The organism is Methylobacterium sp. 174MFSha1.1 (assembly GCF_900116815.1).
Taxonomy (GTDB): Bacteria; Pseudomonadota; Alphaproteobacteria; order Rhizobiales; family Beijerinckiaceae; genus Methylobacterium.
The window spans coordinates 1-13,482 of record NZ_FPCB01000007.1 but is presented as its reverse complement, the minus strand read 5'-3'; the positions used below and the strand labels follow the sequence as shown (position 1 = coordinate 13,482).

Annotated in this window: 12 protein-coding genes; 6 read left to right on the top strand and 6 right to left on the bottom strand. The window is 72.3% G+C overall.

The window, feature by feature from the left end:
• Positions 1-18 precede the first annotated feature (18 nt).
• The 3 genes from BM430_RS05075 to BM430_RS05065 all read right to left on the bottom strand — a co-directional run bounded on the left by BM430_RS05075 (position 19) and on the right by BM430_RS05065 (position 1,795).
• Positions 19-312, bottom strand: coding sequence for a virulence factor (locus tag BM430_RS05075; RefSeq protein WP_093566053.1), 294 nt, complete (start codon positions 310-312; stop codon positions 19-21).
• A 198-nt stretch (positions 313-510) separates the two neighbouring features.
• The gene (locus tag BM430_RS05070; protein ID WP_093566051.1) at positions 511-777 is read right to left on the bottom strand and encodes a hypothetical protein; all 267 of its coding nucleotides are present in this window, start codon (positions 775-777) and stop codon (positions 511-513) included.
• A 4-nt stretch (positions 778-781) separates the two neighbouring features.
• Entirely contained in the window at positions 782-1,795 is a 1,014-nt protein-coding gene (locus BM430_RS05065; RefSeq protein WP_093566049.1) for a WD40 repeat domain-containing protein, read from the bottom strand.
• A 250-nt stretch (positions 1,796-2,045) separates the two neighbouring features.
• Here BM430_RS05065 and BM430_RS05060 point away from each other — a divergent pair, with 250 nt between their 5' ends.
• The 6 genes from BM430_RS05060 (at position 2,046) to BM430_RS05035 (ending at position 6,035) form a co-directional block, all read left to right on the top strand.
• Complete coding sequence (locus tag BM430_RS05060; RefSeq protein WP_093566047.1) at positions 2,046-2,450, top strand: response regulator; 405 nt, start codon at positions 2,046-2,048, stop codon at positions 2,448-2,450.
• 64 nt (positions 2,451-2,514) lie between these two features.
• Positions 2,515-2,937 carry a hypothetical protein gene (locus BM430_RS05055; protein WP_093566044.1) on the top strand — a complete coding sequence of 141 codons (423 nt, stop codon included), beginning with the start codon at positions 2,515-2,517 and terminating at the stop codon, positions 2,935-2,937.
• 265 nt (positions 2,938-3,202) lie between these two features.
• On the top strand, positions 3,203-3,772 hold the full coding sequence (locus BM430_RS05050; RefSeq protein ID WP_244539334.1) for a Tat pathway signal protein: 570 nt from the start codon (positions 3,203-3,205) through the stop codon (positions 3,770-3,772).
• A 39-nt stretch (positions 3,773-3,811) separates the two neighbouring features.
• Complete coding sequence (locus BM430_RS05045) at positions 3,812-4,504, top strand: MotA/TolQ/ExbB proton channel family protein (RefSeq protein ID WP_093566040.1); 693 nt, start codon at positions 3,812-3,814, stop codon at positions 4,502-4,504.
• Positions 4,505-4,573: 69 nt separating this feature from the next.
• Positions 4,574-5,041 carry a protein TolR gene (gene tolR / locus BM430_RS05040; protein WP_093566038.1) on the top strand — a complete coding sequence of 156 codons (468 nt, stop codon included), beginning with the start codon at positions 4,574-4,576 and terminating at the stop codon, positions 5,039-5,041.
• 4 nt (positions 5,042-5,045) lie between these two features.
• Positions 5,046-6,035 carry an energy transducer TonB family protein gene (locus BM430_RS05035; RefSeq protein WP_093566412.1) on the top strand — a complete coding sequence of 330 codons (990 nt, stop codon included), beginning with the start codon at positions 5,046-5,048 and terminating at the stop codon, positions 6,033-6,035.
• Between the two features lie 118 nt (positions 6,036-6,153).
• Here BM430_RS05035 and BM430_RS05030 read toward each other — a convergent pair whose 3' ends face one another.
• From BM430_RS05030 to BM430_RS05020, 3 genes are all read right to left on the bottom strand, one after another.
• Complete coding sequence (locus BM430_RS05030) at positions 6,154-7,854, bottom strand: IlvD/Edd family dehydratase (RefSeq protein WP_093566036.1); 1,701 nt, start codon at positions 7,852-7,854, stop codon at positions 6,154-6,156.
• Positions 7,855-8,235: 381 nt separating this feature from the next.
• Entirely contained in the window at positions 8,236-9,720 is a 1,485-nt protein-coding gene (locus tag BM430_RS05025) for a DUF2252 domain-containing protein (RefSeq protein WP_093566033.1), read from the bottom strand.
• A gap of 233 nt (positions 9,721-9,953) precedes the next feature.
• The gene (locus BM430_RS05020) at positions 9,954-13,247 is read right to left on the bottom strand and encodes a helicase-related protein (protein ID WP_093566031.1); all 3,294 of its coding nucleotides are present in this window, start codon (positions 13,245-13,247) and stop codon (positions 9,954-9,956) included.
• Positions 13,248-13,482 lie beyond the last annotated feature (235 nt).

Below are 13,482 nucleotides of genomic sequence, written 5' to 3'. Positions count from 1 at the left end.
CTGAGGACGGGCGCGCCGTCAGGGGAACGGCTGGAGCGCCGGCAGCAGGTCGTTGTTCTCCTCGATCCGCGGCATCCGCACGTCGACCACGGCGGCCCGGAACCAGGGGCATCCCCGCGCCACGTCCTGGATCGCCAGGACGCAGCGCACCGGGTCGACCTGGTCATTGCCGAAGGAGACGCTGCCCTGCTGCCGGTCGAAGCCGTGACGCTCCAGCACCCGGGCGATGTCCTGGTAGCCGTTCTGCCACGATGCGTTATGGTACTGGTTCTTGAGCGTCTCGGTATCGAGATCGAAACAGATCGCGTACACCCGCTTGCCCCAGACCGGTCGATTCGGGATGTGACGACGCGCGAGACTATCCGTCTCATGACCCTGCGGCAAGTCACGTTTCGGGCGTCTGGTCTTCATGGATCTGCTGCCGCCCTCGCCGAGAGGCTCGCCGACGAAGGCGCAACGCCCGTCCGGCGAAATGTGTGCGGTTCCCGCGCTCTTGTGAAGGCGCCGGCGTCAGGCGCCGAGCGCCGCCGCCACATCCTCCTCCGTCACCCCTTCCAAGGGCTTTGCCACCTTGCAGGCGCGCGAGCGCGCGCCGGGCTGCATCACCAGGATCACCGTCTCGGTGCCCGGGCAGGCCGGATCGGCGCAGACAATCTCGTTGACGGTGAGCGTCACCTCGGGACTGAAACCGCCGAGGCGGCGGGCGATCTCGGCCACCCGGGCCCGCGCGGCGGCGTCCGGCGAGGGGCGGCGCCGGAAGGCGCCGAGGAGGTCCATGGCCCTAGCGCGGCAGGCTGAGGAGGCCGGCCCGGCCGTCGGCGCAGCCGAAGGCAAGGTGCTCGCCGCCGGAATGCCAGCTCATCGCCGTCACGGCACTGCCCTTCACCGCGGGGCGCACCAGGAGCTCGGAAGCATCGGTGAAGCGGATCAGGAGCACGCAGCCATCCTCGTAGCCCGCCGCCAGGACCGGGGCCTTGGGGTGGAACGCCACCCGCGAGACCCGGGCCGGGCGCACGCCGCATTCCCGCGGCGCCTTGCCGGTCGGGCCCTCCTTGGAATCGAACGGCCACACGATCACGGCCTCGGCGCCGCTGGTCGCCAGCCAGTCCCCGTCCGAGGACCAGGCGGTGGAGCGCACCTTGGCCGGGTAGCCGGTCATCCGCATGTGGCCGCGGTCGGGCTGGAGGCGCCAGCCGTGCAGGGCGTTCTCTTGCATCGTGGTGATGACGAAGCGCGCGTCCGTCGACCACGTGACATCGATGTGGGAGCCCTTCCAGGTCAGGGCGTCGGGGCCTGTGTCGAGGTTCGGGTACCATAGGGTGGCGCCGCCGTAATGCGCCACCGCCAGCCGGTAGCCCTTCGGCGCGAAGGCGAGGCCGCGGGCGGTGGACGGCGCCTCGAACACCTTCTCGCGGCCCTTGGCGTCGCGGGCGACGACGCGCTTGCCCGCGGCGAACGCCACGGCGCCGTCGGGGTGCAGCGCGAGCGCGTCGATCCAGGCGCCGCCCTTCGCCGCCGCGACCTCCTCGGCCGTCCCGTCGGCCCTGGTCGCGACGACCCGGCCGTCGTCGCCGCCGGTGACGAGGCGCTTGCCGTCGCCGGCGGCGACCAGGATGCCGGCCTCCGGATGCGCCTCGACCCGGGTGGTCCCGCCGTCCTCGGCGACGAGGAGCACCGCCCCGTCGCCGAGCGCCAGGGCGAGCTGCCGGCCGAGCCAGTGCGCCGCGATGACGTGGGCGCCGGCCGGAATCTCGGTGACCTGCTGGGTGAGGGAGGGGGCGGCGGTGGCGCTCATCGCTCTTCTCTGTGAACCTCGAATGCGGCCCCGGGCCTCTCATACGGGGCTGGCCCGCGCAAGGGCGGCCGCGGTTCCAGCCCGCATTAACCGGTCCTCCCGCAGGGTTAAGGCTTCGCTCACCAAACCGCGTCAATTCGAGGGATCGGGCCTGAACACGGCCGAGGTTCGGGCGGTTCTTTCCTCGAACCGTCGCCGGAGCGGCTCACGACGAACCGGCGGCCCCCATCGTCCTGGAGCGAGTTGCGTCATGATCCAGTCTGCCGTTGCGGCGATGGTGCCGCCCGCCGCCCTCCCCTACGAGACGGTGCTGGTGGTCGAGGACGAGGCGATGGTCTGCGAGATCGCCGCCGAGGCCCTGGCGGACGAGGGCTACCGCGTGCTCACCGCCGCCGACGCGGTCGAGGCCGGCCGCATCCTGCAGGCCGAGCGGGTCGACATGCTGTTCACCGACATCGACCTCGCCCGCAACACCAACGGGGTGGCGCTCGCCCGCGACGCGCGGCGCCACTGCCCGCGCCTGCCGGTGGTCTACACCTCGGGCGGGCGCCACACGCTCGGCGCCGGCGAGGCGGTGACCGACTCGGTCTTCGTGCCGAAGCCCTACCGGCCGAGCCAGATCGTGGCGCTCGCCAACCGCATCCTCGGACACTGAACTCCTTCGAACCCCGAACCCTCTCGAACCCCGAATTCCCTGCCCAACGGAGCCCTGAGAAAAGATGCGCCCGCCCTTCGTCCTGTCCGGCCTCCTCGCCCTCGTCCTCGCCGGCCACGCCCTCACGGCGGGCGCCAAGGATGCAACCGCCCCGGCGGCCGCCCCGAGCGCGACCTGCGACGTGGTCGGCCTGCGCCTTGAGGACGTGATCGCCAAGTCGCCCGAGCTGCAGCGCTCGGCCAACGAGCAGACGGTGCGCGACCTGCGCACCCTGCGCGACGCCGCCGTGGTGCTGGACGCCTACAAGCATCCGGAGGTCTGCGCTCAGGTTCTAACGGTCCTGCGCGGACTGGCCGCCAACCCCGAACGGGCGATCGACCAGAGCGGCGACACCGACGAGGAGAAGGCGGAAGCCGTCGAGAAGGCCCGCGCTCCCAAAGCTCCCACGAAGTCTCCCGAGACAGCGCCGGAGACGAAGGCCAAGTAGAGCGGTGAAGTCGAGGACAGGTGAGCGGACGGGATAATGTGGCAAGGGGGGCCAGCGGCCCGACCCGGCATCCCGATAACAGATTGGAATTCCTCTGAGTTTCGCGGGCGGCCTTGATCCCGCCCGGTCACCTCGCTAGTTCGTTCCTGCCGGCGGCCCGGGATCATCCCGGGTCGATCCGGTCTGTCCGACGAACAGGAGCGAGAGCCGGGAAGGCGTCGCGCCGGTGCCCTCACGGGCGGCCGGTCCGCGCGCGGATGGCTGTTTGGCGCTCGCCGTCCCAGAGGAGTCGCACGACGTGCTCACGCAAGGGTTGCCCCGGTTCGGGGTGCGCATCGGCCGAGTGCGTTTCGGCCAAGTGCGCTTCGGCCAAGTGACGGCTCTCTGCCTCGCCCTGTCGCCGCTCGCCGCGGCGACGGCCCGGGCGACCCCCGCCGAGGCGCAGGCCGCCGTCACGCCCGCCGCCGTGAGCCAGCCCGCCGCCCCGCCGCTGCGGGTGGAGCTGAACAAGCTCGAGACCGCCGGGGAGACCTGCAAGGCGATGCTGATCGTCGAGAACGGCAAGGGCGGCCCGATCCGCTCGCTGCGCCTCGACCTCTACGCCTTCGACCAGGACGGCATCGTCCAGAAGCGCAGCATGGTCGAGCTCGGGCCGGTGCCGGCGCGCAAGACGGCGCTCCGCCAGTTCGAGATCGCCCCCACCCCCTGCGCTCAGGTCGGCCGGGTGCTGCTCAACGACGTGGCGGCCTGCGACGGGCAGGACCTCACCCGAGAATCCTGCCTGGAGCGCATCGAGCCCTCCTCCGCCAAGGGCGCCGCGCCGTTCGTGCGCTGACCGCCTCTCTTCTTTCCCTGTCTTCCGGAGACCGCCGAGATGGATCCGACCACCGCGCCCGCCGCGACTGCCGGCCACGACTTCTCCTTCCTCGGCCTCTTCCTGCAGGCCGACCCAATCGTGAAGGGGGTGATGATCCTCCTGATCCTGGCCTCGCTGGTCTCCTGGACGATCATCATCGAGAAGCTGGTGCGCCTCGCCGGCGCCCGCCGCCAGGCGAAGTCCTTCGCCCGCCTCGTCGCCACCGGCGGCATGCCGGAGGCGCGCTCGGGCATCTCCGCCCGGGTGGTGGCCGCCGCCCAGGAGGCCTGGCGCGACCAGGACTCGACCGAGACCCGCGCGGAGCGGCGCGAGCGGATCGAGCGCGCGATGCGGGCGGCGCTGACCCTCGACATCAAGCGGCTGCAGGTCGGGCTGCCGTTCCTGGCGAGCTCCGGCTCGGCGGCACCGTTCATCGGCCTGTTCGGCACGGTGTGGGGCATCATGAACTCGTTCTCGTCGATCGCGAAGAGCCAGGACACCAGCCTCGCGGTGGTGGCGCCGGGCATCGCCGAGGCGTTGTTCGCCACCGCGATCGGCCTCGTCGTCGCGATTCCGGCGGTGCTCGCCTACAACAAGTTCTCGAGCGACCTCGCCAAGGTGCAGTCGGCCTTCGTCGCCGGCATCGGCACCCTGGGCAACCGGCTGGCGCGCGACCGCAGCCACCACGCCCGCAGTGCCGCCGCCGAGTAGATCGCTTTCCCCGTTCAACGCGTAGAATAAGCCCCTGCCCGCTCGGGCAGGCGGCCGGAGGCCCGCCAGATGGGTATGGGACCGGTGCAGGCCGGCGCCGGCGACGAGGATGGCTTCGACGCCGCGCCGATGTCCGAGATCAACGTCACCCCGATGGTCGACGTGATGCTGGTGCTGCTGATCATCTTCATGGTCGCGGCCCCGCTGATGACCGTCGGCGTACCGGTGCAGTTGCCGAAGACCGCCGCCGCCAAGACCTCCGAGTCGAAGAAGCCGGTTGTGGTCTCGGTCGACAAGGACGGCCAGGCTTTCCTCGCCAAGGAGCCGCTGCCGGCCGACGGCGCGCTCGCCCGCCTGAAGGCGGCCGCCGCCGAGGATCCGGGCCAGACCGTGCTGGTGCGCGGCGACAAGGACGTGCCCTATGGCAAGGTCATGGAAGTGATGGGCCTCGTCGGCCAGGCCGGCTTCGCTAAGGTCTCGCTGATCGCCAACGCGCCCTCGGGTGGGGCGGCGCCCGCGCCGGCGGCCCCGCGGTAAAGCCATGAACCACACCGTGACGACCGACGCGCCGGAGCCGCGCGAGCCGGGGACGGGCCTCGGCCTCGCCTTCCTGGTGGCGCTCGCGCTCCACGCGGGCGGCCTGTTCGCCCTGACCTACTGGCGCAGCCCCCCGGCCCCGCCCGGCGAGAACGAGATCGCCATCGATCTCGCGCCGGACATGGCGGCGATCGACGTGCCGAACGAGTCCAACGACGTCGAGGCCGCGCCGACCCCCACCGACACGGTCGAGCCGACGACCGTCCCGACGGCCGAACCCCCGTCCGACACCGTGCCGATCGAGACCCCGCCGCCGGAGACCAAGGTCGAGGAGACGCCGCAGGAGACCCCGGTCGAGCAGGCCCCGGCCGAGGCGGTGCCGATGGAGAAGCCGCCCGAGGCGGTGGAGGCGGTGCAGGAACCCGAAGAGCAGGTCGTCACCTCGACCAACCCGGAGGCGCCGGCCGCCGTGGTGGCCAAGCCCGTGCAGGAGCCGAAGCCGGTTCCGAAGCCCGTCCCGAAACCGGTGGCCAAGCCGAAGCCGGTCGAGAGACCGAAGCCCGTCGAGAAGCCGGTCGAGGCGAAGAAGCCGGCCCCGAAGCCCGTGCGCGACGTCAAGCGCGAGGCCCAGAAGGCCGCCGAGCGCACCATGGAGGCCGCCCGCCAGCGCCGCGCCGCTGCCTCCGCCTCGCAGATGAACCAGAGTGGCGCCTCGGCCGCCGCGAGCGCCAACGCGGCGCGAGCCTGGGGTGCGATGGTGCGCGGGGTGATCCAGAGCCGGGCCCGCGGCGCCGGCGGGGCGAGCGGCACCGCGACGGTGCGCTTCACCGTGTCCCGGTCCGGCCGGGTGCTCGGCGCCTCGCTCGCCGGCAGCAGCGGCAACGGCTCGCTCGACGCCGCGGCGGTGGCCGCCGCCTCCGGCAGCCTGCCGCCGGCCCCAGCGGAGTTCACCGGCGCGCAACAGAGCTTCACCTTGCCGGTGCGGTTCAACTGAGGGGTCTGACCACCTCGCGCAACGGGACTGCCACCCTCTTCGTCATTTCGGGGCCGCGAAAGCGGAGCCCGGAATGACGCGGAGGATATTCATTCTGGCGTGAGAGCCTAACGGGCCATCACCCGTCCCGCCGCATGAAGTCGAAGTCGCAGCCCTGATCGGCCTGCGTGACGGTGTCGTGGAACAGGCGGGCATAGCCGCGGGCCGCCCAGTCGGGCCGCTCCGGAGCCGTGAGGCGGGCAGCGCGGGCGGCGAGCTCGGCCTCGTCGACCAGGAGGTCGATGCGCCGTCCCTCGACATCGAGCCGGATACGGTCGCCGGTGCGCACCAGCGCCAGCGGCCCGCCCACCGCCGATTCCGGCGTGACGTGCAGCACGATCGTGCCGAAGGCGGTGCCGCTCATCCGGGCGTCCGAGATCCGCACCATGTCCTTGACGCCGGCCCGCGCCAGCTTCTTCGGGATCGGCAGGTAGCCGGCCTCCGGCATGCCCGGCGCGCCCTTCGGGCCGGCATTGCGCAGGACCAGCACGTCATCGGCCGAGACGTCGAGGTCGGGGTCGTCGATCCGCGCCGCCATGTCGGGGATCGACTCGAACACCACCGCCCTTCCCTCGTGCTGGAGCAGCCGCGGCGTCGCCGCCGAGTGCTTGATCAGCGCGCCGCGGGGCGCGAGGTTGCCGGTGAGCACCGCCATGGCGCCGACCGGCTTGATCGGCTGGCCGGGCGAGCGGATCACGGTCTGGCCTGGCACGTCCTCGGCCGCCGCCACCACGTCGCGCAAGGTGGCGCCGGTCACCGTCGGGGCGTCGAGGTCGATCAGGCCGCCCAGCTCACGCAGCAGCTTCGGCACGCCGCCGGCATGGTGGAAATGCTCCATGTAGTGGTCGCCCGAGGGCTTGAGGTCGACCAGCACCGGCACCTCGCGGCCGATCGCGTCGAGGCTCGCGAGGTCGAGGTCGATGCCGGCGCGGTTCGCCATGGCGGTGAGGTGGATCACCCCGTTGGTCGATCCGCCGATCGCCTGCATGACGACCTGCGCGTTGCGGATCGAGGCCGGGGTCAGGATCTGGCTCGGGCGCGGGCCGCCGGTCTTCGCCATCGCGGCGGCGCAGGCGCCGCTCGCCTCGGCGAGGCGGATCCGCTCGGCGTGAGGCGCCGGAATCGTGCCGGCCATCGGCAGGGCGAGGCCCATCGCCTCGATCATGCAGGCCATGGTCGAGGCGGTGCCCATCACCATGCAGGTGCCGACGGAGGGCGCGAGCCGCCCGTTGACGGTCTCGATCTCCTGCTCGTCGATCTCGCCGGCCCGGTGCGCGCCCCAGAGGCGCCGGCAATCGGTGCAGGCGCCGAGCACCTCGCCGCGGTGATGGCCGACCACCATCGGGCCGACCGGGATCACCACGGTCGGCAGGTCGACGGAGGCCGCCGCCATCACCTGCGCCGGCAGTGTCTTGTCGCAGCCGCCGATGACGATCACCGCATCCATCGGCTGGGCGCGGATCATCTCCTCGGTGTCCATCGCCATCAGGTTGCGCAGGTACATCGAGGTCGGGTGGGCGAAGCTCTCGTGGATCGAGATCGTCGGGAAGACCATCGGCATCGCGCCGGCCAGCATCACCCCGCGCTTGGCCGCCTCGATCAGCTGCGCGGCGTTCCCGTGACAGGGATTGTAGTCGGAGGCGGTGTTGGTGATGCCGACGATCGGCCGGTCGAGGGCGTCGTCGGAATAGCCCGCCGCCTTGATGAAGGCCTTGCGCAGGAACAGCGAGAAGCCCGCATCCCCGTAGCTGGTCAGTCCCTTGCGCAAGCCCTTGCCCATCGCGTGCTCCTCCCGCCGGCGTTTTGACCGGTTCTAGGGGTGGGGGGATGGTTGTCAACGAAGCGGGTGGGCATGGGAGGCCGGCGCAGGCGGCGTCCTGCAGTGATGCCGCAGATGAAGCAACACACTCTGGATGTCCCCTCCCCCCCTTTCCCGGACGACTGAAACGAAGTGGAAGGAGATCCGGGATCCAGCACAAGAACTCGCGAAGCGTCCGTCTGTCTGCAACGGCACAGCATGCAGAGCCGCTTCGCGGCGCTCCTCATGCTGGATCCTGGATCTCCTTCCGCTGTCGCTACAGTCGTCCGGGAAAGGGTGTTGGCTCATGACACACGAAGTGCGCGCAATACCGATGGTCTGCCGCCTTCGCACTGGCCCTGGTCACATCTCCGGATCGTCCGCCGCCTCCAGCCGCCCCGACGCGATCGCCTCCAGAAAGAGCCGGTGGTCCTCCGCGTTCCGGTCGCCGTAGGCCCGCGCCCAGTCGGCCAGGGCGTCGCGAAAGTCGGCGTGGCGGTCGCGGCCGCAATAGCCCGCGATGGCGGCGGCGTCGCCGGTGCGGGCATGGGCGCGAGCGAGCAGCGCACCGTAGGCCCAGGAGAAGTAGACGAGCGGCTGCCCGCGCATGCAGGCGACCGGGATCTCGCCCTTCATGTTCTTCATCTGGCGGACGTAGAACGGCCGGTCGTCGATGGTGGTCCAGCCGAGCAGCGGATCGCCGACGGCCTGAAGCAGGCGCTGGCCGTAGATCACGCGCTCGCCCTCGTGCGAGGCGTAGGGCTCGGGCATGCCCGACACGTAGGGCGCGTGGGCCGGGCGCAAAGCCTCCTTGACCTGGAGGAAGAGCACGTCCTCGTCCGAGTTGCCGCAGAGCAGCGCGACGTAGGCCCGGGTGCCGACGCTGCCGACGCCGACGACCCGGTGGGCGACGTCGACGACGTGGTAGCGGCTCAGCATGAACCGGCGCTCCCGCGGCAGGGTCTCGGCGTAGCGTTCGAGCCCGGCGGTCACCGCCTCCCGGGTCTCGGCATCGACCCAGGTCAGGATCGGCGGGTCCTGGCGGAAGCGCCAGCCGCCATCGACCCGGCGCTCGCCAATCCGGGCGAGCAGGCTCTTGTTGTGGCGCTTGCGCGCCTTCTCGACCGCCCGCTCCACGACCGCGCGGGATTCCTCGTCGATCGCGATGCCGCTGAAATCCAGCTCCTCGGCCCGGGCTGCCCGGTGCCAGACGTCGAGGGGCCCCTGCGGCGCCAGCTCGGTCATGGTGTGCTGATAGCCGTAGGCCGCAGCGATCACCGCCTCGCGGCGCTCAGGGTGCGGCACGTCGAGGTCGCGGGCGGCGACCTCGATGCTGGCGCAGAGCCGCTTCAGGTCCCACTCCCAGGGGCCGATCGTGACCTCGTCGAAGTCGTTGAGGTCGAGCACGATGTCGCGCTGGGGCGTGCCGAACAGCCCGAAATTCGAGATGTGGGCGTCGCCGTTCATCACCACGTCGATGCCGCTCGTGGGGGTGCGGGCGAGGTCCCAGGCCATCACGGTGGCCGCACCCCGCAGGAAGGCGAAGGGCGAGCTCGCCATCCGGGCGACGCGGAGCGGGATCAGGCGTTCCTGGCGCCCGGCTTGCGCCTGCTCGATCAGCCGCACCGGGTCGGGCCGGTCCTTCGGCGCGGGCACCGGCCCGTGGCTGTCGTGCGGGACCTTGGCGCGCAGGCCCTTGCCGGCGGCGCGGCGCTTCTCCCACGGCTCGCCGGGCGTCCGCAGGTCGATGCGCGGGAAGTCGGCCAGGGGCTCCAGCACGATGTCCTCGGCCGGGACCGGGTCGGCCTCGGGCGCCTCGGGCTGTGGATCGGGGTTGGCTCTGTCCATGGGGCGCAGCTCGTCGGCGGCCTCGGTCGGTCCCGGAATCAACCTAGGCCGTGGGCGATCGTTCCGGGCGCCGGATGAAAACCCCGCACCGGACGTATCATGCGATTTCCGGTTGATCGCTTCAGGCGATCCTGCCGGATCGCATTAGCGATGCGGAAATCGGCTTCGCTCAGGCGCCGCGCGGGCTTGTGGTACGATTCCCAGAAGGAATCTTCCGAAAATCGTACCACACCTCAGCCCTGCTGGTCGCGGGCCTCCTGGATCCGGTGCAGGAAGTCGGCCGCCTGCTCGCCGCGCCGGTCCGGGTCGTCGCAGGGGCGGCGCAGGATCAGCCGTCCGTCGCGGGCGGTCACCTCCTCGCTCAGCGGCATCGCGGCAGGCGCGCAGCTGGGGCGGAAATCGACCGCGAGCCCCTGCGGCCCGCCGGTGAGGCGGGCGATGCCGAGGGCGAGGCACGCGACCCGCAGGTGGGCCAGGGCGAACAGCGCCCGCACGCCCTTCGGCGGCCGCCCGAACCGGTCCTCGACCTCGCCGCGCAGGGCTTCCACCTCTTCCGCGCTGCCGAGGCGCAGGAGGCGGGTGTAGAGGCTCAGGCGCACCTCCGGCTCGGGCACGTAATCGTCCGGCACGTCGCCGGCGAGGCCGAGATGGATCTCCGGCGCCCAATCCTCGGCCGGCTCGCCCTTGGCGGCGCGCAGCGCCAGCTGCAGCAGGTGCTGGTAGAGGCCGAGCCCGATCAGCTTGACGTGGCCGGCCTGGTTCTCGCCGACGAGGTCGCCGGCGCCGCGCAGGTCCAGGTCGCGGGCGCTGATGGCGAAGCCCGCGCCGAGGCGGTCGAGGGCCTCAAGCGTGCGCAGACGCTTCTCGGCCGAAGGCGCCAGGTCGCGGTCGGGCCGAGTCAGCAGGTAGGTCACGCCCCGGCGCTGGCCGCGGCCGACCCGGCCGCGCAGCTGGTGCAGCTGGGCGAGGCCGAAGCGCTCGGCATCGTGGACCAGCATCGTGTTGGCCCGGGGCACGTCGAGCCCGCTCTCGATGATCGAGGTGGCGAGCAGGACGTCGCCCTCGCCGTCGGCGAAGCGCACCATGATCTCGTCGAGCTCCGCCGGCTTCATCTCGCCATGGGCGACGACGGTCTCGAGCTCGGGCACCAGCGCCTTCAGGCGCTCGGCCATCGGGCCGATCTCCTCGATGCGCGGGCAGACGACGAAGCTCTGGCCGCCGCGGCCCTTCTCCCGCATCAGCGCCGCCCGCACCGTGTCGTCGTGGAGCGGGGTCAGCACCGTGCGGATCGGCTGGCGCACCGCCGGCGGCGTCGCGATGACGCTGAGCGACTTGAGGCCGATCAGCGCCGATTGCAGGGTGCGGGGGATCGGCGTCGCGGTCAGCGTGAGCACATGGGCGTCGCCCGCCATCGTGCGCAGGCGCTCCTTGAGGGCGGCGCCGAAGCGCTGCTCCTCGTCGATCACCACGAGGCCGAGATCGGCGAAGGTCACGCCCTTGGCCGCGAGCGCGTGGGTGCCGATCACGAGGCGGATCGAGCCGTCGGCGAGGCCCTGGCGCACGCGCTTGGCCTCGGCCGGATTCGCCAGGCGCGAGAGCTGCGCCACCCCGATGCCGAAGCGGGCGAAGCGCCGCTCGAAGGTGCGCAGGTGCTGGCGCACCAGCACGGTGGTGGGCGCCACCACCGCGACCTGCTTGCCGGCCAGCAGCGCCGCGGCGGCGGCGCGCAGGGCCACCTCGGTCTTGCCGAAGCCCACGTCGCCGCAGACCAGCCGATCCATCGGCCGCGCGCCGGCGAGATCCTGGAGCGCCCCGTCGACGGCCTTCGCCTGGTCAGAGGTGAGCGGGAAGCCGAACCCGGCGCCGAACCGCTCCATCTCGCGCTCCGGCGGCACCAGGGCCGGCGCCTTCGCTTTGCGGCGCTCTTCTGCGGCTTCCAGCATCGCGCGGGCGGCCCGCGCGAGGCCGGCCTCGGTGGCGAGCCGGCGCTTGGGCCAGGTGCCGCCCTCGAGCTTGTCGAGGGTCACCGCCTCGACTTCCGAGCCGTAGCGCCAGATCCGGTCGGCCTGGGCCACCGGCACCATCAGGATCGCGTCGCCGGCAAAGCGCAGGCGCAGGGCCTCGGTGCCGCCACCGTCGCCGGAGGCGATGCGCTCCAGCCCCTCGAACACGCAGAGACCGTGGTCGCGGTCGACCGCGACGTCGCCGACGCGGAGATCGACCTCGCCCATCGGCAGGATCACCGGCTGCCCGGCGCTCGGCCGCGCCGAGGTGCCGCCATAGACGTCCGGCGCCGCGATCACCGTGGCGCCGAGGTCCGGCACCCGGAAGCCCGCATCGAGGGGCGCCGGCAGGGCGACGATCTCGCCGGCCTTGGCGGCGGCCGCCTCCGCCCAGTCGGCGACCGGGCGGACGCCCCGCTCCGCCGCCCGGGCGGCCTGGCGCGACAGGCGCTTGAGCCCGGCGGGATCGCCGGCCAGCACCACCCGCTCGCCGGCCTTCAGGCGCTCGCGCAGGTAGGCCGAGAAGGCCGGGCCCGGCCGGCGCTCGCGCAGGAAGGCCGGCACCGCGATGGCGTCGGTCTCCGCATCGCTCGCCACCGCGACCTCGCGGGCCTTGCGGGTCCTCGCCCACTCGGCGGGGGTCAGGTAGAGCGGCGCCGCCTGGCCGCGGCTCGCGACCTCCGAGGTGCGGCCCTCGGCGATCTGCTCGAAGAAGGCCTCGGCGCGGCCCTCCGCCCCGGCCTCGACCACCAGGCGCGCCTCCGGCACGTAGTCGAGCACCGTGACGAGGCGGCCGTAGAGGGTCGGCAGCTGGTGCTCCTGGCCGGAGAAGGGCCTCAGGCGCACGGGGGAATCCGGCGCCAGGATCACCTCGGTCGCCGGATCGACCACCAGGGTCTCGACCTCGTCGAGGGAGCGCTGCGAGACCGCATCGTAGGTGCGGATCGCCGTGACTGTTCCGCCGTCATGCTCGATGCGGCAGGGCCGGGGCGCGGCGGCCGGATAGACGTCGACGGTCCGGCCGCGCACCGCGACCTCGCCGGGCTCGTCGACCCGGTCGTCGAGGATGTAGCCGAGACGCTGCAGCTCCGCCGTCAGCCGGGCGGGATCGAGGGCGTCGCCGGCTCGCAGCTCGACCCGGGCCTCGGCCCAGGTCTCGGGCGGCGGCACGCGCTGGATCAGGGCCGGCGCGGTGGTGAGCAGGATGTCGGGCAGGTGCGCGGTATCGGTGAGCCAGCGCAGCACCCCGGCCCGCGCCCCCATCGTGCCGCGGGAGGGCGAGGCGCGGTCGAAGGGCAGGCAATCCCATTCCGGATAGACCGCGACGCCGAGGCCGGGCGCCAGCGCCCGCAGCAGGGCGGCGATCTCCTCCAGCCGGCGAGCATCGCGAGCGACGTGGACCAGCGGCTGCCCCCGCTCGCGCAGGCCGAGCAGCGCCACCGCGAGAGCCCCGGGCGGCACCAGCGGCGCCACGTTCTCCTCAGGCCCAATCCCCGCGCGCCGGCTCACCTTGCGCTTCGCCATCGGCCCCCACTCCCTCGTGTCTGGTGCGGGAAACGCCCAGGGGCTGCGGCGGGTCCGGGCCGAGGCTGTCGCATGCACAGGAATGTTGGGGTGGACGGCCCCCGCCGGCATCATAAGTGCCAGGTTGAGGTCGTCTGACACCCAACCGAGGAGACCGTCCGTGACGCAGATTAGCATCATCGGCCTGGACATCGCCAAGTCCGTCTTCCAGTTCGAGGCCCAGGACGCGCAGGGC